Source organism: Streptomyces pathocidini (assembly GCF_001418495.1).
In the GTDB taxonomy this organism is placed as follows: domain Bacteria; phylum Actinomycetota; class Actinomycetes; order Streptomycetales; family Streptomycetaceae; genus Streptomyces; species Streptomyces pathocidini.
The window spans coordinates 1-19,215 of sequence record NZ_LIQY01000092.1; the positions used below are offsets into that span (position 1 = coordinate 1).

A 19,215-nucleotide genomic window follows, 5' to 3' on the forward strand; every position below is an offset into this window, starting at 1 on the left:
CGCCGACCCGCCGCTGCCCACCCCACGCACGGCCGAGGAGCCCGGCCCCCGGCCGGGCGGGACCCCGCCGCGCCGCCGCAGGGGGAGCACGGGCGCCCGGCTGCCGTATCTGCTGATCGCCCCCGCGATCGTGGCCGTTGCCGCGGTCTATGCGTTCCCGCTGGTCAAGACCGTCATCATGTCCTTCCAGGACATGGGGCGCCGGGAGTTGTGGACCGGGGACACCCCGCCGTGGGTGGGCCTCGACCAGTTCACCAACATCCTCGGTGACGCCGAGTTCTGGCAGGTGACGGGCCGCACGGTGCTGTTCATGGCCGTCTGCGTGGTCCTGACGATGGGGCTGGGGCTGCTGATCGCGCTGCTGATGCAGCGGCTGTCCACCTGGGTGCGGCTGCTGCTGACCGGCGCGCTCATCGCCGCCTGGTCCATGCCCCTGCTGGTGGCGACCTCCATCTTCCGCTGGCTCTCCGACTCCGACTACGGCCTGATCAACACCCTCGTCGACCAGCTCCCCGGGGTGGAGTTCCTGGGCCACAACTGGTTCCTCGACCCCTGGCAGGGCTTCTCGATCGTCGTGGCGCTGGTCGTCTGGGGTGCCATCCCGTTCGTCGTGATCACCCTGCACGCCGCGCTCACCCAGGTACCCAAGGAGCTGACGGAGGCGGCCCAACTCGACGGCGCCGGCGCCTACACCGTCTACCGCTACGTGACCTGGCCCGTCATCAGGCCGGTCTTCCAGATGGCCGCCACCCTCTCGGTGATCTGGGACTTCAACGTCTTCGGCCAGATCTTCCTGCTCCGCGGCAACAAGCCGGAGCCCGAGTACGAGACCTTGGGCCTCTACTCGTTCAGCAAGGCCTTCGAGTCCACCTCCTTCAGCCAGGGCACCGCCATCGCCCTCATCACCGTTCTGCTGCTGGCCGGCGTGGCCGTCTACTACGTGCGCCAGCTCATGAAGACAGGAGAGGTCGAGTGACTGCCTCCCGCGCGAAGCGCCGCCTCGGCTACGACATCCTGGGCCTGGCCACCTTCGTCGTCATGGCCTTCCCGGTCTACTGGCTGGTCGTCAGCGCCCTGCGCCCCAACCACGAGATCCGCAGCTACGACCAGACGCTGTGGCCCTCCTCCTTCACACTCGACAACTTCGCACGGGCCGTCAGGCAGCCCAACTTCGACACCGCGATCCAGTCCAGCCTCATCATCTGCGTCACCGCCGTCCTCGGCGCCATGGTGATCGCCACCGTCGCGGCCTTCGCCGTCGGCCGCTTCCGGTTCCGCGGCCGCAGGGCCTTCCTGATCGCCCTGGTCATGGTCCAGATGCTGCCGCCGACCGCGATGCTCATCCCCATCTACCTCCAGCTCAACGCGATGGGCGCGCTGAACGAGTACTGGGGCGTGATCGTCGTCTACCTCGTGGCCACCCTGCCCTTCGCGGTCGTCATGATCCGCGGCTTCGTGGTCAACATCCCGGTGGAGCTGGAGGAGTCGGCCATGGTCGACGGCTGTACGCGGATGGGCGCGTTCCGGCGGGTCGTCTTCCCGCTGCTCGCCCCGGGCCTCGCCGCCGCGGCCATCTTCGCGCTGGTCAACGCGTGGAACGAGTACCTCTTCGCATACGTCCTGATGAATGACAACGACAAGTACACGCTCAACGTGTGGCTGATGACGTTCACCACCGAACGCGGTACCGACTACGGCGCGCTGATGGCCTCCTCCGTGCTCATCGCCCTCCCCGTGGTGGTCTTCTTCATGATCCTCCAGAAGAAGATGGCGGCCGGGCTCACCTCCGGCGCCGTGAAGGGATGACGCTGCCATGACGACCCTCGCCCGCGGCCCCTCCACCCTGACCAGGGACGCCCTCGCCGTCCTCCAGCCGGGCTTCACCGGCACCAGCGCCCCCGACTGGCTGCTGCGCAGACTCGGCGAAGGCCTTGCCTCCGTCGGCCTGTTCGGCCGCAACATCGCCTCACCCGCCCAACTCGCCGCGCTCACCGCCCAGCTGCGGGCCGAGCGCCCGGACGTGATCGTCGCCATCGACGAGGAGGGCGGCGACGTCACCCGGCTGGAGACCCGTACCGGCTCCTCCTTCCCCGGCAACCTCGCCCTCGGGACCGTGGACGACCTGGCGCTGACCCGGGCCGTCGCCCGCGAGCTGGGCCGCCGCCTCGCGGAGTGTGGGGTGAACCTCAACTGGGCGCCCTCGGCCGACGTCAACTCCAACCCGGACAACCCGGTCATCGGCGTGCGCTCCTTCGGCGCCGAACCCGAGCTCGTGGCCCGGCACACAGCCGCGTACATCGAGGGGATCCAGGCCGCCGGGGTCGCCGCCTGCGCCAAGCACTTCCCCGGCCACGGCGACACCGACGTGGACTCCCACCACGACCTGCCGCGTATCGGCGCCGAGTTGGGCACCCTCTACGCCCGCGAGCTGGTGCCCTTCCGGGCCGCCGTGGCGGCGGGCACCCGGGCCGTGATGAGCGCGCACATCCTGCTGCCCGCGCTCGACCCCGACCGCCCCGCCACCCTCAGCGCCTCCGCGCTGAACGGCCTGCTGCGCGCCCCCGCGGCCGAAGGCGGCCTGGGCTTCACCGGTCTTGTGGTCACCGACGGCATGGAGATGCGCGCCATCTCGGCCACCTACGGGCTGGAGCGCGGCAGCGTCCTGGCCATCGCCGCGGGCGCCGACGCGATCTGCGTCGGGGGCGGGCTGGCCGACGAGGAGACGGTGCTGCTGCTGCGCGACGCGCTCGTACGGGCCGTGCGGGAGGGCGAGCTGGCCGAGTCGCGGCTGGCCGAAGCTGCCGCCCGGGTAAGGGCGTTGGGCGCCTGGGCCCGCGGCGCGGGCACGACCTCGCGGTCCGCGCCCGCACCCGAGGTGGGGCTCTCGGCGGCCCGCCGGGCCCTGCGGATCACCGGCCGCGGCGCGTACCGGCCGCTCACCCGGGCCCCGTACGTCGCCGCCTTCACCGGCGTCGCCAACATCGCGGTCGGCGAGGAGACCCCCTGGGGCGTGGCCGCCGAGCTGGCACGGCTGCTGCCCGGCACCAGGACCGGGGCGTACGGCCGGGCGGAGGCGGAGGGAGCCGGAGCGGCGGCGCTCGTCTCGCACGTGTTCGCCGAGGCCGGCGACCGCACGGTCGTCGCGGTCGTACGCGATGCCCACCGGAACCCGTGGATGGCCGAGGTGCTGGACGCCCTGGTGGCCGTGCGGCCCGACACGGTCGTTGTCGAGATGGGCGTGCCGCAGGCGCGGCCGACCGGGGCGCTGCACATCGCCACGCACGGCGCCGCCCGCGTCTGCGGTCTGGCCGCCGCGGAGGTGATCGCCGGCAGCGGGGGGTGAGGGCGGAGGAGAATGAGGGCGGAGGGCTCTCGTGGGGGCCCGAAGTCCCTCAGATCCCCTGCCAGTCGGGCTTGGCGTTGTAGGTGGCGCGGAAGTAGCCCGCGAGCTTCAGCTTGGACGCCGCGGCCTCGTCCACCACGACGGTGGCGTGCGGGTGCAGCTGGAGCGCCGAGGCGGGCACGATCGAGGCGACCGGTCCCTCGACGGTCTGCGCCACTGCGTCGGCCTTGCGCTCCCCGGTGGCCAGCAGCACCAGGTGGCGGGCCTCCAGGATGGTCCCGATGCCCTGGGTGATCACGTGGTGCGGCACCTCGTCCGGGCTGTCGAAGAACCGGGCGTTGTCCTCCCGGGTCTGCTGGGTGAGGGTCTTGATCCGGGTGCGGGAGACGAGCGAGGAGCAGGGCTCGTTGAAGCCGATGTGCCCGTCGGTGCCGATGCCGAGCAGCTGGAGGTCCACGCCCCCGGCCTCGGCCAGCGCGCGGTCGTACGCCGCGCAGGCGCCCCGGACGTCCTCGGCCGTGCCGTCGGGGCCCATGAAGGAGTCGGGGCTCAGCCCGAGCGGCTCCACCACCTCGCGCAGCACGACGGAGCGGTAGGACTCGGGGTGCCCGGCGGGCAGGCCCACGTACTCGTCGAGCTGGCAGATACGGGCGCGGGAGGCGTCCACGGCCTTCGCCCGCACCTTGGTCGCCAGCGCCTCGTAGATGGGGAGCGGGGTCGAGCCGGTGGCCACGCCGAGCAGTGCGTCGGGCTTGCGCCGCAGCAGTTCGACCATGGCCTCGGCGATGAGCTCGCCGCCTGCCGCGGCATCCGGGACGATCACAACTTCCACGTGGGGCCTGCCGATCTGGAGGGGTGCGACATGTGGTATAGACCAATCTACCAGCCTACTTGAGACCTCTGCATCCCTCAGTAGCTCCCGAAAATGAACAATCCCCCAAGAAACACCCGCGGGCCGCGGCGCCGGGACAGGACCCTCAACCTGTCCGGCACCGCAGCCCGGAGTTGATGCCGACAGGCCGTCTGTTCGCGGGGTGTGCGGTTCCTCGCGGACGACTCCACCGGCCGGGAGGCCCGGCGGGCGCAGTCAGGGCAGAGAGCGGCCGCGAGCCTCGCTCCGCCCTCCTGTGCGGGGAGAGCGGAAGCTTTACCCGCCCATTGTGGACTAGACCATTCTCGGCTGTCTACGTGTTCGCCGAGGATTCGCCGGAGATTCAACCGCCACGCGCCGCCGGTAGGCTCACACCGTGCCCTCCATGAACGACCTCGTACGCCAGCACACGGCCCTCACCGAGTCCGACCTCGAGTGGCTGCACCTGCTGGTCTCGGAGTGGCAGCTGCTCTCCGACCTCTCCTTCGCCGACCTGGTCCTGTGGGTCCCCACCCTGGACGGCGCGCGCTATGTCTCCGTGGCGCAGATGCGGCCCAACACCGGCCCCACCTCGTACCAGGACGACATGGTCGGCCACCTCGTGCCCCGCGGCCGCCGCCCCATGCTCGACGCCGCCCTGGACGAGGGCCGGATCGTGCGCGAGGGCGACCCGGAGTGGCGCGAGGAGGTCCCGGTCCGCGTCGAGTCCATCCCCGTACGCCGCGAGGGCCGGGTGCTCGGCGTCATCGCCCGCAACACCAACCTGCTGACCGTACGCACCCCCAGCCGGCTCGAACTCACCTATCTGCAGAGCGCGTCCGACCTCGCCCAGATGATCGCCGCCGGCTCCTTCCCCTTCCCCGGGCAGCAGGTCGACATGGACGCCTCGCCGCGCGTCGGGGACGGCCTGATCCGGCTCGACGCCGACGGCGTCGTCCAGTACGCCAGCCCCAACGCGCTCTCCGCCTACCACCGGCTGGGCCTGGCCGCCGACCTCGTCGGCCACCACCTCGGGCAGACCACCGCCGAACTCGCCCCGTCCCGCGGCCCGGTGGACGAGGCGCTGGTCAAACTCGCCAGCGGCTGGGCCCCGCGCGAGACCGAGGTCGAGGGCAACGGTGGCGTCATCCAGCTGCGCGCCATCCCGCTCAAACCCAAGGGCACCCGCATCGGTTCGCTCGTGCTGCTGCGCGATGTCACCGAACTGCGCCGCCGCGAGCGGGAGTTGATCACCAAGGACGCCACCATCCGGGAGATCCACCACCGGGTGAAGAACAACCTCCAGACCGTCGCCGCCCTGCTCCGCCTCCAGGCCCGCCGCATCGGGTCCGAGCGCGGCCGGGAGGCCCTGGAGGAGGCCGTACGGCGGGTCGGCTCGATCGCGATCGTGCACGAGACGCTGTCCCAGAACCTGGACGAGCGCGTGGAGTTCGACGACATCGTCGACCGGGTGCTCGCCATGGTCGCCGAGATCTCCCCGGGCCGCGTCACCGGCCGCCGCACCGGCCGCTTCGGCATCCTCGACGCCGAGGTGGCGACCCCGCTGTCCATGGTGCTCACCGAGATCCTGCAGAACGCCCTGGAGCACGGCTTCGGCCCCGGCGAGACCGGCACGGTCGAGGTCTCCGCGGTACGCGGCGGTACCCGCGAGGAGGGCCGGCTGCTGGTCACCGTCCAGGACGACGGCCGCGGGCTGCCCGAGGGCTTCGACCCGCAGCGGGCCGGCAACCTCGGCCTGCAGATCGTACGGACCCTGGTCGAGGGCGAGTTGGGCGGCGAGTTCGACATGCGGACCGCCCCGGAGGGCGGCACGCGCGTGACCCTGGACATCCCGGTCCGCGCCGAGAAAGCAGTGAGCTGATCCGGCGTCTGCCGCCCAACAGCGATCCCGTCTGCCGTCCAGCAGTAATCCGGGACCCGCCGCTCAACAGCAGTGGGCCCCGGACCTGTTGGTCCGGGGCCCACTCGCTGTCTACGTTGTGCTCAGCGGCTTCGGGTCACTGCGCGCTGCGGCTCGGGGGCGGGAGGTGCGCACTCGCTGTACGCGCCGCCCTGGCACGGCTGGGCTGTTGGGCTGCGTCAGGCGCTGGCGTTGCGCGCCCGGTTGCGAGCGGCGCGACGCTTCATCGCGCGGCGCTCGTCCTCGCTGAGGCCACCCCACACGCCGGAGTCCTGGCCGGACTCCAGCGCCCACTGCAGGCACTGCTCCATGACGGGGCAGCGACGGCAGACGGCCTTGGCTTCCTCGATCTGCAGCAGCGCGGGACCAGTGTTGCCGATGGGGAAGAAGAGCTCGGGGTCCTCTTCGCGGCAAACGGCGCGGTGACGCCAGTCCATGGCTGCTCCATCTCCTTGTATTACCAGCTGATTGCTTGTGAATGTGAACGCTTTCACGAATCCCTCCGCAAGGGAAGGGGCCAGCAAGCCAGTTGCCTGGTGCGGTCCCAGCGGGAATGAGGAGGGGTTCCGGCTCTCAAGGAGGCCTGTAGTGCGGGCCGTCCCGATCGCCATGAAGAGACTCGCAAACCTCGGCGGCGGATACAACCCCTTCCAGAAAGTTTTTTTTGATTCCTTGGTGTCGCCTCGATCACAGCCGTACTTCCGAGGGGTGGAGCCCAGGCTAAACGTTCGAGTGGAAGGACTTTCGCCTCTTCTGCTCACACAATCACACGCAGTGCACGGCGTACACCTGTGAACTTCACGCTCTTGCGCAGTCCCAGGTGGTCACCGTCCATCTGAAAGGGCAGTGGCGCCTGGGAATGCAAGGTGAAGTCGGTCAGATCGTGCAGTGTGACCGCGTGCTTGCCCTTTGGCCCACGCTCGGGTGAGGAAATAAGCAATTGCGTGGCATAACGGGTCATCGCGGCGCTGGAGAGGTGCCGCAGCCCGAGCACGTCGAGAGCGGTGTCGAACGAGGCGCCGGGGGCCGCGTACACCGGGCGGTTGCCCAGATAGGTCCAGGGCGCGGTGTTGCAGATTATGGACAGCGCCAGATTCTCGATCGGCTCCTCGCCGGGCCGCTCCAGGGTGATCGTGCCGTGCCTGCGGTGGGGGTCGCCGAGGAACTGGCGCACCATCTGCCGTATGTAGAGCGCGTGCGTCGAGCGCTTGCCGCGCTCGCGCTGCTGCTCGACCCGGCCGACCACCCCGGCGTCGAAGCCGAAGCCCGCGCAGAAGGTGAACCAGCGCGCGGGCGCGCCCTCGTCGTCGCTGCCCGGCACTGCGCCCGCGAGGCCCAGGCCGACGGTGCGCTCGCTGCGCTCGTGCAGCGCGGTCAGCAGCGCGCCGGTCGCCTCGACGGCGTCGTTGGGCAGCCCGAGGGCGCGGGCGAAGACGTTGGTCGAGCCGCCGGGTACGACCGCGAGCCCGGGCAGGGAGTCGAGCGCGGGGCCGTTGTGGAGCAGGCCGTTGACGACCTCGTTGACCGTGCCGTCGCCGCCGAGCGCCACGACCAGCTCGATCTCGCCGCCCTCGGCGGCCTGCCGCGCGAGGTCGCGGGCGTGGCCGCGGTACTCGGTGGTCGCGACCTCCAGCTTCAGATCGCTCGCCAGCGCGTGGATGAGGACGTCCCGCGTGCGGGCACTGGTGGTGGTGGCTGCCGGGTTGACCACAAGGAGCGCGCGCATGCGCAGCAGACTACCTACCCCCTGGTACCCGGCCCAGTCGCCTGCCGCGGGCCAGGGCCGCGGGCCGGGGTGGCGGGCCGGGGTGGCGGACTCCGTCCTGCCGACCCCGGATCCGCGGCTTGCGCCGCGGGACTGGCCGTCTGCCGGGCTGGGCCGCGCGGTCGGGGCTGTCTCCGGCCCTCGCCGCGGAGCCGGGGCGCCGGGACCGGATTTCGTCCGCGCCGGCGCGGACTCCTGCTGCCCCGGAGTCCGCAACTGCCGGTCGCCGGCCCAGTGGAGGCTGACGAGCACCACGTCGGCCCCCGTGCGGCGGGCGGCCCGGGCGTCGGCGACGACCCGGCCGGGGTCGAGCAGGTTGACCGCCCACGGCTTGCCCTCGGTTCGGGGCGCCGGGGCGCGGACTACCCTGCTGGGGTGAGCAGTGAACAGAACGAGACCGGTGCCGGTAGCCCGGCCGAGACAACCAGGTCCGCTGAAGCCGGGCCGGAGGCCGACGGCCCCCGTCCGGCGCGGCTGACGGCCGCCGCCGTGCTGTCCGGCGTCGAAGGCGTGGCGCTGGCCGCCTTCGGGGCGTATCTGCTCGTCATGGGGCTGCTAGGGGCGCCGGACAGCGCGGAGCAGGCGGAGATGGGCGGCCTGACGCTGCTCGCCCTGGCCGCACTGCCGCTGGTCGCGGCGCGCGGGCTGCTGCTCCGCCGCCGCTGGAGCCGCGGCCCTGCCCTGATCATCCAGATCATGGCCGTGCCCGTCGCCTGGACGCTGATCAGTACGGGGGGTGTGGTGGCGCTCACTGGCATCGCGCTCGCCGCCGTCGCCCTCGCCGTACTGGGGCTCATCGTGAACCCGACCGCCACGGCGGCCCTGGACATCGCCCCGCGGTAGCCCGCCGCGCGGCGGGCCACCGGGCAGGACGGGCAGCTACTCCTCCACCAGGAGGCGGTCGCGGAGTTGGGCCAGGGTGCGGGCCAGGAGCCGGGAGACGTGCATCTGGGAGATGCCGACCTCCTGGGCGATCTGCGACTGGGTCATGTTCCCGAAGAACCGCAGCAGCAGGATCTTCTTCTCCCGCGGCGGGAGTTCCTCCAGCAGTGGTTTGAGGGACTCGCGGTACTCGACCCCCTCCAAGGCGTCGTCCTCCGCGCCGAGGGTGTCGGCGACGGCCGGCGACTCGTCGTCGGTGTCCGGGACGTCCAGGGAGAGTGTGCTGTAGGCGTTCGCCGACTCCAGGCCCTCCAGCACCTCCTCCTCCGAGATGCCCAGGTGGTGCGCCAGTTCGTGCACCGTGGGCGACCGACCGTGCCGCTGGGACAGCTCGGCGGTCGCCGTGGTCAGGGACAGGCGCAGCTCCTGGAGGCGGCGGGGGACCCGTACCGCCCAGCCCTTGTCGCGGAAGTGGCGCTTGATCTCGCCGACGACCGTCGGGGTCGCGTACGTGGAGAACTCCACGCCGCGCTCCGGGTCGAACCGGTCGACCGACTTGATCAGGCCGATGGTGGCGACCTGCGTCAGGTCGTCCAGCGGCTCCCCGCGGTTGCGGAACCGGCGGGCCAGGTGCTCCACCAGCGGCAGGTGCATCCGCACCAGGTGGTTGCGCAGCTCCGCGCGCTCCGGGGAGCCGTCGGGCAGTTTCCGCAGCTCGACGAACATGGCACGGGCGCCACTGCGGTCGTGGGTGTCGGGCAGCTGCCCGTGCTCGTGCTCGTAGGCGTGCTCCGGCTCGGGCCGGTGCTGCTCGTGTTCGCGCTGCTCGCGCTGGTGCTGGTCCATGTGGTCCGCCCGCTCTACCTGCGGCTGCTCGGGAATGGGCGTCGTGGGCACCACTCGCGAGGCGCGCCTTTCGTCCGGCATAGGCCTGCCCGTCCCGTCCGTCCCGTCCGTCACGGCTGTCCGGGGCCCGCGCCGCGCTTCTTGTGCAGGCTGATGCTGACCGTACGGTCCTCGCCGACCGTCGAGTCGACCTCTCCTGCGAGCGCCGAGAGCACGGTCCACGCGAAGGTGTCCCGCTCCGGCGCGCGGCCGTCGGTCGTGGGGGCCGAGACCGTGACCCGCAGCGCGTCGCCGACCAGGCGGAACACGCAACTGAGCACGCTCCCCGGCACGGCCTGCTGGAGCAGGATCGCGCATGCCTCGTCGACCGCGATGCGCAGATCCTCGATCTCGTCGAGGGTGAAGTCCAAGCGCGCTGCGAGTCCGGCCGTGGCCGTACGCAACACCGACAGGTAGGCACCCGCAGCGGGCAGCCGGACTTCCACGAAGTCCTGGGTCCCGGGCTCGCCTGCGATCTGGGACACCCTCACCTCCAAGGTGGCACAAGCTCGTTGAGCTGGTATGAACGCCGTCCCGCACCCCGCCGGGCGGCGGGAACGGTGCGGCGCTGCACATGGTTCGGCTGTGACGCTACCGCGATCCACGGGTCGAGGTCCCGCGGACCGGGGAGCATCACTCATTGTAAACCGTCGGGTACGGACAGTGGCTAGGGGTCGGTGGCCCCAATTCCGCGGGATGCGCGTGCCGTTGGGCTCGCCGGGCGCTTCTGACCCGCCGAGCACGCCCGGCTAGGGCTCAGGCGATGGTCTGGTCGACAAAGCACCAACGCCAGCTCTCGCCCGGCTCGAAGGAGCGCATCACCGGATGGCCGGTGTCCTCGAAGTGCCGCGAGGCGTGCTGGTGCGGCGACGAGTCGCAGCATCCCACGTGCCCGCAGGACAGGCACATCCGCAGATGGACGTAGTCGCTGCCGATGGCACGGCACTCGAGGCACGTGTCGCTGTCCGCCGCCGGCTCGGGCCGCGGCAGTCCGGGAACGTGCGGGCACTCGCTCATGCCGGCCAGGTTAAAACGCCCGCGGGGATTACGGGGCGGTACGAGGCGGGGGAATGGGATGTATCGGTGCGACTGCGAGCGGTGTTCGCGTGCGGTTCAGCCGTTGGTCGCCGTGCCGGCTTCTGTGCCGCTTTCCGTCCCGCTTTCGACGCCGCTTTCCGTCCCGCTCTCCATGCCGGTTTCGGTACTGCTTTCCGTCGCTGTCACGACGGCGGCGAGGGTGGTGCCGGGGGTGGAGATGCCTTCCTCGGCGGGCCTGGTGAGGCCGTGGGGCATCCTGGCGGCGTAGAAGAGCTCGATGGGCAGGCGTGCCGGGACGCGAAGTCCTCGGCGAGGACGGTGAGTTCGGGCAGGCGCAAGTAGGCCAGGGTGGGCCCAGGCAGGCCCGGGCTGGGCGGGCCCAGAACCGGCCCGGGTGGGGCTAGGGCGTCACACCCGGGCCTGGCGCCTGGTTCAGCTGCGCAGGAACGCGTCTCCGTGGGTTGCCGCGTGGCTCTCGACCGCGCTCAGGGCGCTCTGGGTGGCCTCGGGTGAGCCCGTGCCCTTCTGCTGGGCGTAGTAGGCCTTGCCCAGCTTCTTGAGGAGGTCGCTTCCGGTCCGCTGCGCCTGCACCTCGTCGAGCTTCTGCTTGCCCTGGTCGAGACTGCGCTGCGCCTGCTCCTTGGCGCGGTCCAGAAAACCTGCCATGACTGCCTCCTGCTCGTCGGTGCGCCGGGACCGGCGTCTGCCGCGCCCCTGCCCGATCAACGGCTGTGCTGCCCGCCGGGTTCCCGTCTTCCGGCCGGAAATGCCGAATGCGGGGGTTTCTGGGGCGCATCCCGCGGGCCCCGGCCGCGCCGTCCTGTGCGCCCCGCTCAAGCTCTTCGGCGGCCCCCGTGGCGGAAGGCCATCCCCGGGTACGAGGCGACCAGGCCGTCGCCGTCGAAGACGATCTCGCTGCGGAAATCGCCCGAGGAGAACACGACGCGCCCGTCGCCCACCGACTCGTACGTCTGCGGGGACGCCTCGACGGTCAGATCCGGGACCGAGACCCAGGCCATCAGGAGGTCGTGCCGGCCGGCCTTCCGGTGCAGCCCGTACCGCAGCACGGGCATCGTGTTCGTCAGCGGGCACAGGCCCAGGTCGCAGTCCTCCGCGCCCGCCGGCCCGGGCAGTGGTTGCCCGTCCGCCGTCCACTGCCCGTCCTCGCCGCGCCGCAGGTCGAGGGTGCGCGGGGCCTGCCCGTCGGCGGTCTCCGCGGTCACCGCCAGGCGCCGCGTCACGTAGCCCTCGCCGGTCTCCAACTCGTACGCGATCCAGTACGGCGCCGGATCCGTGCCGACCGCGCGGCCGCGGGCTCTCAGCGCGGTGCCGGAGAACTCTGCCCAGGCGGTCTCGAAACCGCCGCTCCCCGTGACCCGCCAGGTCACCACCCGCTGCCGCCCGCTCATCCCGCCTCCTGCCCTCGTACGCCCCTCGCGTCCGGAAGCCGTGCCGGAACACCAGGGGATCACAGCCCCCGCCGACCGCGCACCCCTCACTCTCCAGGCTGTGGAAAACCCGGATTCCGGCCAGCATGAAGACGTGTGCGGAGAAACTTGTCGGGAGTGTGTCGAGAACGCGCCGCCCGCTCCGACGTCCCCAGTGAACCGACCCACTGACGGCGACCGCTGAGGGCGCCTCTGCGAAGGAGTGAGGACATGAAGTACCTGCTGATGCTCTTGGCCAAGCAGTCCGACTACGACGCCATGGCCGGCAAGGGCGGGGAGGGCCCGGCCTGGTCCGAGGCGGACATGAAGGCCATGTACGAGCACATGGGGGCGATCAACAACGACCTCGCCGAGTCCGGTGAACTGGTGGACGCGCAGGGCCTGACGGCGCCGTCCCACGCCAAGCTCGTCACCGCGACGCCGGACGGGCAGCCCGTCGTGAGCGACGGCCCGTACGGCGAGAGCAAGGAGGTCCTCGCCGGCTACTGGGTGATCGACTGCGAGACCCCGGAGCGGGCCTACGAGATCGCCGCCCGCGCCTACAACTGCCCGCAGCCGGCGGGCGCCCCCCAGTACCCGACGGTCGTGCGGCCGATCGACCAAGAGTGCTGAACCCGTCCCCCGGGTGACCGGCGAGCCGTCGACCGAGGACCTGCTGCGCAGCCTGGCGCCGCAGGTCCTCGGCGCGCTCGTGCGCCGCTACGGGCACTTTGACACCGCCGAGGACGCGGTGCAGGAGGCGCTGCTCGCCGCGGCCACGCAGTGGCCCGAGGAGGGCCGCCCGGCCAACCCGCGGGGCTGGCTGATCCGGGTCGCCTCGCGCCGCCTGACCGACCTGCTGCGCAGCGAACAGGCCCGCAGGCGCCGCGAGGAGACCGCCGCGGCGCTCACTCCGCCCGACGAACTCCTCGCGCCCGCCCCGGGCCAGGACCGCGCGCCGTCCGCCGACGACACCCTCACGCTGCTGTTCCTGTGCTGCCACCCGTACCTCACCCCGGCCGCGCAGATCGCGCTGACCCTGCGCGCCGTCGGCGGCCTGACGACCGCGGAGATCGCCCGCGCCCATCTCGTACCGGAAGCGACCATGGCCCAGCGCATCAGCCGGGCCAAGCAGCGCGTCAGGGCCGCGGGCAGCCGCTTCCGGCGGCCCGAGGACGCGGAGGAGCGCCACCACCGCCTCAAAGCAGCGCTGCACGTGCTGTACCTGATCTTCAACGAGGGCTATACCGCGACCTCGGGCCGAAGCCTCCAGCGCGTCGAACTCTCCCGTGAGGCGATCCGCCTCACCCGCGCCGTACGCGAACTCCTCCCGGAGGACGGGGAGGTGGCGGGTCTGCTGGCCCTGATGCTGCTGACCGACGCGCGCAGGCCCGCCCGTACGCGCCCCGACGGGTCCCTGGTGCCGCTCGCGGAACAGGACCGAGGGTTGTGGGATCGGGAGTTGATCGAGGAGGGGGGCGCGCTGGTGACCGGCGCCTTGTCCCCTACGGGGACAGGGGAGGCCGCCGGGGCTTCTTCAGGGGGAGGCGCCGGGTCCCCTCCGGGGGGAGGCGTCGGGCGGCCTCTTGGAGGGGGCGTCGGCCCGTACCAAGTCCAGGCGGCGATCGCAGCCGTCCACGACGAGGCCGCCCGCGCCGAGGACACCGACTGGGACGAGATCCTCGGCCTCTACGAGGTGTTGGCGCACCTCGACCCCAACCCCATGGTCACGCTCAACCAGGCCGTCGCCCTGGCTATGGTCCGCGGCCCGCGCGCCGGACTCGCCCTCCTGGAGACCCTGGACGCGGACAGCCGCATGGCGGGACACCACCGCCTGGAGGCGGTCCGCGGGCACCTCCTGGAGATGGCCGGCGACCGCGCGGCGGCCCTCGCTGCCTACCAGCGGGCCGCGGACCGCACCCTGAGCCTGCCGGAACGCCGCTATCTGCAGGAGCGCGCGGCCCGGTTGGCGACGTGAGGGCACCGCTCGGTCCTGCCCCTAGGCTCGCCGCATGTTGCTCGAACATCGTGGGAAGACGCCGGTGGTCCCCGAGTCGGCGTACGTTGCCCCTTCCGCCGTGCTCTGCGGCGCGGTGGTGCTGGGGGAGCGGGCGCGGGTGCTGCCCGGAGCCGTCCTGACGGCCGAGGACGGCGAAGTGCGCACCGGCGCCGACGTGGTGGTGATGGAGAACGCGCTGGTGCCCGGGTGCGCCCAGCACCCGGGCGGTGCTCGGCGACAGCGTCCTCGTCGGGCCGCACGCACATGTCAACGGGGCGGTGGTGGAGGACGAGGTCTTCGTGGCGACCGGCGTCTCGATCTTCCCCGGCGTCGTCGCTGGGGGGAGCGCTCGGAACTGCGCATCAACAGCGTCCTGCACGTCAATTCGAACCTGCCGCCCGGCACGGTCGTCCCCATCGGCTGGATCGCCGCCGGAGATCCGGCCCGCCTGTTCTCCCCCGACCGACACGGCGAACTCTGGGAGGAGCAGCGCGCATTGGACTTCCCCGGCACGGTCTACGGCGTCCCACGCGGCACCCCGATGCGCACGATCATGGCGTGCCAGACCGAGTTCTACGGGGCTCATCTCGACGATCGCGTGCTCGACGGCGAGGAAGAGGACGGCGGGCCGGACCCCGCGCGGTAGCGGACATGCCGCATTGCCGTGAGGCCGTGGGATTCAGGCCTCGTCCGCGTGTGGGCGGTCGGTGCCGGTTGAGTGGTGGGTGAGTACGTCGGACTGGAACGACAGCTGGGGCTCGGGAGCATGCGTGGTGTCCACGGTGATGTGGAGCCGTGTGCCACCGTCGTGGCCCGTCGGGTAGCTGCGCTGTTCGGTGGCGGCGAATTGGTGGCGGAGCGCTTCGGCCACGGTTCGGGCCGCTTCGGGCGACGCGGCGACGATGCGGACCTCGGCGAGCCCGGGCGCGTGCGCCAACTCGTCCGAGCCGAGGGTGCCGGCCTCTCGGTCCGAAGCGGTGACCCGGCCCGGGGAAGCGAGCGGCCCGCGCGGGCGCGTCATGCCTCCCGCGGACTCCTTCGCGGGCCGCAGCCGCCGAGGGGTTCGGCTCGGTTGCTCCTCGCGCGGTGCTTCGGCGGGCGGACCGGCGGCCTCCTTACGGGGCTCGGTGGCGCGGCGGCGGTACGGCAGGAGGTCGCTGTACCGGAAGGCCGCGATCCGCTGGTTTTGCTGGCTGTTGAGCGCGTGGATCAGAACCACTCCCAGAGCGATCATCGCGAGGAGCACCGCCACGGTGATTGCGGTCGTCATAGTTCTCGCCTCCCTGCGACCGGGCCGTACGGTGTGGCCGGACTCCCGGGAGGAGACGGCGCGGTGCCGCTTTCGGACTCCCACACCGACTCCTCGCCGCGTTCCGTCTGTCCAGCCCTGATGGCCTCCTCGGCCGCCATCAGCCGGGCGGCGGAGGTGTCTTCGCGCTCCGGCGGGATCATCAGCAGGTCCCAGCGGCCCGCTCTGCAGGAGAGCAGAAGCTTGTGCGGGTCCTGCTCCGCCGCGAACCACCCCACGTGCACGAGGTGCCCGCCGACGGGCACCTCCCGCGGTATCACCGGTGAGAACGTGGGATTGACCGCGACCCGGGTGATCCGCCCCCAACGGCAGTCCAGTACGTCGATCAGCGCGGGGAGTTCCCGTGCGAGATCGCGTGAGTACGGCCACCAGGCGCCGTCCAGAAGCCCCGGACCGGAATCCGCCGGGGTCAGCGACAGACGGGCCGGTGGTGAGGGCACGGGCGCGTTCAGCGGAGGTGTGTTGTCGGTGGTCGAGGTCATGGCGCGGACCTGACTCCGGGGGCATTTCCGTCTCCCCGGCATAGTTGTTCGCCGCGAACGACCCCAGCATGAAGCCGGTGTGCGAAATGCTCCCGGTATCCTCGAGCCTACTCCGGTCGCGACTCGGCCGGACCGCGGTCAGCCTGCAGGTTTCCGGCGGTGCCACTGCCAGGACAGTGCCACCGCCAGGACCGCATCACCGCGGGTACCGTGGAGGCAGCGCCGAGGACGCCCGTATGTCGGCCAGCCCTGCCGATACGTTCCCGACGGTGAGCGGGCTTGCCAGAGTCCGCGGACGGGCGGCGGATCATGATCGCCAACTCCGAACTCCCACGCCGCCCCAAGCTGCTGCCAGACGCGGTCCACGAGCGCGTAGAGCCCGGTGCGCTCCTGTTGCGGTTGGAGACGACCCGGAACCGCGAAGGACTTCTCGACGGTGCGTGGTGGCCGCGCTCCCGGGAGATCGGGCAACAGCTCCCCGGCCTGATCACTGCCTTGGTCGAGCACCTCGGTCCCATCACCCGCGTCGGCTTGGACGCGAACGCCTGGAACGAGGTCCCGACGCGCCTGGTCATCGATGACCGCGTCGTACACATCGACTGGTATCCGGTCGGCGACGACACCGTGCTGATCACACGTGGCGATCAAGACCACTTCGTACTGCTGGTGGTGCCGCCGGAGACGAACCCGTCGGCGGCCCACGAGGCGATGTCCAGGGCCGTACGGGCCGACAACGTCAGACAGGCCGAACAGATCCTGATCGACACCAGCATCGGTCCCGCGCGCACCCGTTCCACGGCGGAGCGTGACACGGGCAGGGACGCCGACGAGCCGACGTGAACAACCCAGGACGTCTTCGCCGACGTGTTGGCGGTCATGGCCCGCCAGGCCGCCCGCCCTCAGCTCCTGGACCAGGGGCCAACGCCGTGAAACCCCACACTCCGCGCGAAACAGCTTGTACTGAACGGCGGCCGAGGCGCGGTTCGCCAAGGCTACGCTCAGCAGGCTGTACTGAGGGCAAGCGTGACTCTGCAGCGACAGCGACAGCTGGAGGCCATCACCCCCAGCTCTGTCCAGGTGTTCGACCGGTCGCCGGTCTGCACTCACGCACTCGCCACCTACCTGGGGCGGCCAGTGTCCCCGGCGCTGGCCGCGGAGCTCGAACGGATCACCTCCCTGGGGATCTACGAGCGGCAAGTGCTCTTCGTTCGCAATCTGGGCTTCTGCGAGCCCACCACAGCCCGCCGGATCTGCCTGGTCGTCAGTGACCGCGGTCGCGTGGAGGGCCGGTTTCTGCCCACCGGCTCGTACTTCAATCACGGCCGCTGGAATCCCGAATGGATCTGTGGCCAGGTGAAAAAGACCGCACCCGGACCGCCATGGACGCCGTGTTCGGCGGCCTGCGGGCCAGGTGCGGATGGAGAGACCAGGCGACCCAAGAAAATCGCAGGTCAAAAGGCGTGATGCAGAAGAATCAGGCTTTCTTGGTCTCCCAGAAGATCTTGTCGATCTCGGCGATCAGGTCCAGCAGCTTCTGGCCGGTCGCCGGGTCGTTCGAGCCCTTGGCGGCGCTGGCGGCCTTCAGGGCGTCGTTGACCAGCTGGTGCAGCTGCGGGTACTTCTCGAAGTGCGGCGGCTTGAAGTAGTCGCTCCACAGCACGGAGATGTGGTGCTTCGCGAGCTCCGCGCGCTGCTCCTTGATGACGACGGCCCGAGTGCGGAAGTCCGCGTCCTCGTTGGCCTGGTACTTCTCCTGGACGGCCTTGACCGACTCGGCCTCGATACGGGCCTGGGCCGGGTCGTAAACGCCGCAGGGCAGGTCGCAGTGGGCACTGACCCGCACCTTCGGGGCGAACAGGCGGGAGAGCATAGAGCTGTCCTTCCTCGTGATCGTCTTCTCAGGTGGGAGATTACTCCCTGGGACCAGCGTTTTCGCGAGTGCCCCAGGGGGCTTAGGACAAAAGTCCGGTGCCAGGCTGGGTACTGGTGGAGGAAAGACCGAGCCGGGAGGTGCCGGATGCCGGAGGGCGGCCGGTTGCAGGGGTACGAGGGCGGTCCCGGACGCGAGCCGGAGCGCGGGCGGGACCGGCGCGCGGCGCTGCCGTACGGGATCGCCGAGGTGGTCGGCCCGTCCATGGCGCCGACGCTGGCGCCGGGGGACCGGATCGTCGTGCGGTACGGGGCGCCCGTACGCCCCGGGGACATCGTCGTGCTGCGCCACCCCATGCAGCAGGACCTGCTGATCGTCAAGCGCGCGGTCGAGCGGCGCGAGCGCGGCTGGTGGGTACTCGGCGACAACCCGTACACCGAGAACGACAGCCGGGAATTCGGCGTCGTGCCCGAGGAGTTCGTGCTCGCCCGGGCGCGGGTGCGGCTGCGCCCGCCGGGCCGCCCCGGCGGGGGCGGGGCGGACGGCAGGCGTCAGCGGTCGGTGCCCGCGCTGCTGGGCTGGGCCGTGGTCGCGGTCGTCTCGGCGGTGCGGCCCCTTCCGGTGCTGCCGCCGGGTGTACGGGACGTGGCGCGGGCGCTGGATCCGCGGTCCGGCCCGGCCTCCGGAACCGACCCCTCCGACTCCAGCCGCTTGCGCGCCCGGTAGGCCGCCACGTTCGCGCGCGTCGCGCAGCGGTCCGAGCAGTAGCGGCGGGAGCGGTTGGTCGAGGTGTCGAGGTAGGCGTTGCGGCACGGCGCCGCCTGGCAGATGCCGAGCCGGTCGACGCCGAGTTCGGTGAGTTGGAACGCCAGGCCCATGGAGGCGGTGGCCGCGAAGCCCGCGGTGGCGTTCGCCGGGTGGTCGGCGATGTGCAGGTGCCAGTGCGGGCGGCCGTCCTCGTCGCGGGTCTCGTGCCCGGAGATCTGCGGGCTGACCGGGAACTCCATCAGCAGCGCGTTGAGCAGGTCCACCGCCCGTACCTCGTCGCCCTCGCCCGCGGCCTCGAAGACCGCGCGCAGCCGGGTCCGTACGGCGCGCAGCCGGGTCACGTCGGCCTCGGTGGCCCGCCGCGCGGCCTGGGAGGCGCCGCCGAACAGTGCCCGCACCGCCTCGACCGAGGTCAGCTCGTCGGTCCCCCGCGACGGGTCCTCGCTGTTGACCAGCCGCACGGCGAAGTCCGAGTAATAGGCCAGTTCCACGTCTGTTCCTTACGGGGGGGGCTGGGGGCGGGGCGGCCGATGTAACGGACCGTGCCGCGTCGAGGGTATTACGCCTACGGGCTGTGCGGGCCTGGAAGGCCGAGCGGGCCGTATCCCGGACCGGCTGCGGCCCCGGTTCCCGAACGCGGTCGGCATCGGCGTCGGTCTCCACATCGGCGTCGATC

The 19,215-nt window shown here is 71.5% G+C and carries 23 protein-coding genes and 1 pseudogene; 11 read left to right on the plus strand and 13 right to left on the minus strand.

What is annotated here, in order from left to right; genetic code table 11:
* The first annotated feature begins 13 nt into the window (after positions 1 to 13).
* From AOK16_RS06130 to AOK16_RS06140, 3 genes are read left to right on the plus strand one after another with little or no spacing between them, the layout of a single operon-like run.
* Positions 14 to 976: a carbohydrate ABC transporter permease gene (locus AOK16_RS06130; protein ID WP_079101115.1), complete on the plus strand. Its 963-nt coding sequence runs from the start codon at positions 14 to 16 to the stop codon at positions 974 to 976.
* Positions 973 to 1,806, plus strand: coding sequence for a carbohydrate ABC transporter permease (locus AOK16_RS06135; RefSeq protein ID WP_055471198.1), 834 nt, complete (start codon positions 973 to 975; stop codon positions 1,804 to 1,806). Before AOK16_RS06130 ends, AOK16_RS06135 begins: the two co-directional genes overlap by 4 nt.
* Before the next feature lie 7 nt (positions 1,807 to 1,813).
* The gene (locus AOK16_RS06140; RefSeq protein ID WP_055471199.1) at positions 1,814 to 3,343 is read left to right on the plus strand and encodes a glycoside hydrolase family 3 protein; all 1,530 of its coding nucleotides are present in this window, start codon (positions 1,814 to 1,816) and stop codon (positions 3,341 to 3,343) included.
* 49 nt (positions 3,344 to 3,392) lie between these two features.
* On the opposite strand, the gene nagB is transcribed toward AOK16_RS06140, so the two are convergent.
* Positions 3,393 to 4,175: a glucosamine-6-phosphate deaminase gene (nagB, locus tag AOK16_RS06145; protein WP_055471200.1), complete on the minus strand. Its 783-nt coding sequence runs from the start codon at positions 4,173 to 4,175 to the stop codon at positions 3,393 to 3,395.
* Positions 4,176 to 4,599: 424 nt separating this feature from the next.
* Here nagB and AOK16_RS06150 point away from each other — a divergent pair, with 424 nt between their 5' ends.
* Positions 4,600 to 6,075 (plus strand): sensor histidine kinase, encoded by a 1,476-nt coding sequence (locus AOK16_RS06150; RefSeq protein WP_055471201.1) that lies wholly within the window; start codon positions 4,600 to 4,602, stop codon positions 6,073 to 6,075.
* A gap of 218 nt (positions 6,076 to 6,293) precedes the next feature.
* Here AOK16_RS06150 and AOK16_RS06155 read toward each other — a convergent pair whose 3' ends face one another.
* Together AOK16_RS06155 and AOK16_RS06160 are read right to left on the minus strand one after the other, a co-directional pair.
* Complete coding sequence (locus AOK16_RS06155) at positions 6,294 to 6,551, minus strand: WhiB family transcriptional regulator (protein ID WP_003983230.1); 258 nt, start codon at positions 6,549 to 6,551, stop codon at positions 6,294 to 6,296.
* Between the two features lie 320 nt (positions 6,552 to 6,871).
* Positions 6,872 to 7,840, minus strand: coding sequence for a diacylglycerol/lipid kinase family protein (locus tag AOK16_RS06160; RefSeq protein ID WP_055471202.1), 969 nt, complete (start codon positions 7,838 to 7,840; stop codon positions 6,872 to 6,874).
* 414 nt (positions 7,841 to 8,254) lie between these two features.
* On the opposite strand from AOK16_RS06160, the gene AOK16_RS06165 reads away from it, so the two are divergent.
* On the plus strand, positions 8,255 to 8,722 hold the full coding sequence (locus AOK16_RS06165; RefSeq protein ID WP_055471214.1) for a hypothetical protein: 468 nt from the start codon (positions 8,255 to 8,257) through the stop codon (positions 8,720 to 8,722).
* Positions 8,723 to 8,758: 36 nt separating this feature from the next.
* On the opposite strand, the gene AOK16_RS06170 is transcribed toward AOK16_RS06165, so the two are convergent.
* From AOK16_RS06170 to AOK16_RS06195, 6 genes are all read right to left on the minus strand, one after another.
* The gene (locus AOK16_RS06170) at positions 8,759 to 9,688 is read right to left on the minus strand and encodes an RNA polymerase sigma factor SigF (RefSeq protein WP_055471203.1); all 930 of its coding nucleotides are present in this window, start codon (positions 9,686 to 9,688) and stop codon (positions 8,759 to 8,761) included.
* Positions 9,689 to 9,717: 29 nt separating this feature from the next.
* Complete coding sequence (locus AOK16_RS06175) at positions 9,718 to 10,131, minus strand: ATP-binding protein (protein ID WP_055471204.1); 414 nt, start codon at positions 10,129 to 10,131, stop codon at positions 9,718 to 9,720.
* Positions 10,132 to 10,402: 271 nt separating this feature from the next.
* Positions 10,403 to 10,663, minus strand: coding sequence for a UBP-type zinc finger domain-containing protein (locus AOK16_RS06180; RefSeq protein WP_055471205.1), 261 nt, complete (start codon positions 10,661 to 10,663; stop codon positions 10,403 to 10,405).
* Positions 10,664 to 10,759: 96 nt separating this feature from the next.
* Positions 10,760 to 10,939: a hypothetical protein gene (locus AOK16_RS06185; protein WP_055471206.1), complete on the minus strand. Its 180-nt coding sequence runs from the start codon at positions 10,937 to 10,939 to the stop codon at positions 10,760 to 10,762.
* Positions 10,940 to 11,116: 177 nt separating this feature from the next.
* On the minus strand, positions 11,117 to 11,350 hold the full coding sequence (locus tag AOK16_RS06190) for a hypothetical protein (RefSeq protein ID WP_055471207.1): 234 nt from the start codon (positions 11,348 to 11,350) through the stop codon (positions 11,117 to 11,119).
* Positions 11,351 to 11,517: 167 nt separating this feature from the next.
* On the minus strand, positions 11,518 to 12,093 hold the full coding sequence (locus AOK16_RS06195; protein WP_055471208.1) for a putative glycolipid-binding domain-containing protein: 576 nt from the start codon (positions 12,091 to 12,093) through the stop codon (positions 11,518 to 11,520).
* 249 nt (positions 12,094 to 12,342) lie between these two features.
* Between AOK16_RS06195 and AOK16_RS06200 the strand changes: the two genes are divergently transcribed.
* The 3 genes from AOK16_RS06200 to AOK16_RS06210 are packed head-to-tail and all read left to right on the plus strand — an operon-like array spanning position 12,343 to position 14,756.
* The gene (locus AOK16_RS06200; RefSeq protein WP_055471209.1) at positions 12,343 to 12,744 is read left to right on the plus strand and encodes a YciI family protein; all 402 of its coding nucleotides are present in this window, start codon (positions 12,343 to 12,345) and stop codon (positions 12,742 to 12,744) included.
* 13 nt (positions 12,745 to 12,757) lie between these two features.
* Positions 12,758 to 14,089 (plus strand): RNA polymerase sigma factor, encoded by a 1,332-nt coding sequence (locus tag AOK16_RS06205; protein ID WP_055471210.1) that lies wholly within the window; start codon positions 12,758 to 12,760, stop codon positions 14,087 to 14,089.
* Between the two features lie 34 nt (positions 14,090 to 14,123).
* Entirely contained in the window at positions 14,124 to 14,756 is a 633-nt protein-coding gene (locus AOK16_RS06210; RefSeq protein WP_240483400.1) for a gamma carbonic anhydrase family protein, read from the plus strand.
* 33 nt (positions 14,757 to 14,789) lie between these two features.
* Here AOK16_RS06210 and AOK16_RS29205 read toward each other — a convergent pair whose 3' ends face one another.
* Complete coding sequence (locus tag AOK16_RS29205) at positions 14,790 to 15,380, minus strand: hypothetical protein (RefSeq protein ID WP_398718118.1); 591 nt, start codon at positions 15,378 to 15,380, stop codon at positions 14,790 to 14,792.
* Positions 15,377 to 15,901 carry a DUF5994 family protein gene (locus AOK16_RS06220; protein ID WP_055471211.1) on the minus strand — a complete coding sequence of 175 codons (525 nt, stop codon included), beginning with the start codon at positions 15,899 to 15,901 and terminating at the stop codon, positions 15,377 to 15,379. The genes AOK16_RS29205 and AOK16_RS06220 overlap by 4 nt, the downstream gene beginning before the upstream one ends.
* A 312-nt stretch (positions 15,902 to 16,213) precedes the next feature.
* On the opposite strand from AOK16_RS06220, the gene AOK16_RS06225 reads away from it, so the two are divergent.
* Positions 16,214 to 16,741 (plus strand): DUF5994 family protein, encoded by a 528-nt coding sequence (locus tag AOK16_RS06225; RefSeq protein WP_055471216.1) that lies wholly within the window; start codon positions 16,214 to 16,216, stop codon positions 16,739 to 16,741.
* A 183-nt stretch (positions 16,742 to 16,924) separates the two neighbouring features.
* Positions 16,925 to 17,365 (plus strand): DEAD/DEAH box helicase family protein, encoded by a 441-nt coding sequence (locus AOK16_RS27995; protein ID WP_240483402.1) that lies wholly within the window; start codon positions 16,925 to 16,927, stop codon positions 17,363 to 17,365.
* Between the two features lie 10 nt (positions 17,366 to 17,375).
* Here AOK16_RS27995 and sodN read toward each other — a convergent pair whose 3' ends face one another.
* A complete protein-coding gene (sodN, locus tag AOK16_RS06230) occupies positions 17,376 to 17,771 on the minus strand; it encodes a superoxide dismutase, Ni (RefSeq protein ID WP_055471212.1) in 396 nt (131 codons plus the stop codon).
* Positions 17,772 to 18,035: 264 nt separating this feature from the next.
* On the opposite strand from sodN, the pseudogene AOK16_RS29210 reads away from it, so the two are divergent.
* A pseudogene (locus AOK16_RS29210) lies at positions 18,036 to 18,206 on the plus strand (S24 family peptidase); the annotation flags it as partial.
* Positions 18,207 to 18,322: 116 nt separating this feature from the next.
* Here the strand turns inward: AOK16_RS29210 and AOK16_RS29040 are convergent.
* Entirely contained in the window at positions 18,323 to 19,030 is a 708-nt protein-coding gene (locus AOK16_RS29040; protein ID WP_055471213.1) for an ABATE domain-containing protein, read from the minus strand.
* Positions 19,031 to 19,215 lie beyond the last annotated feature (185 nt).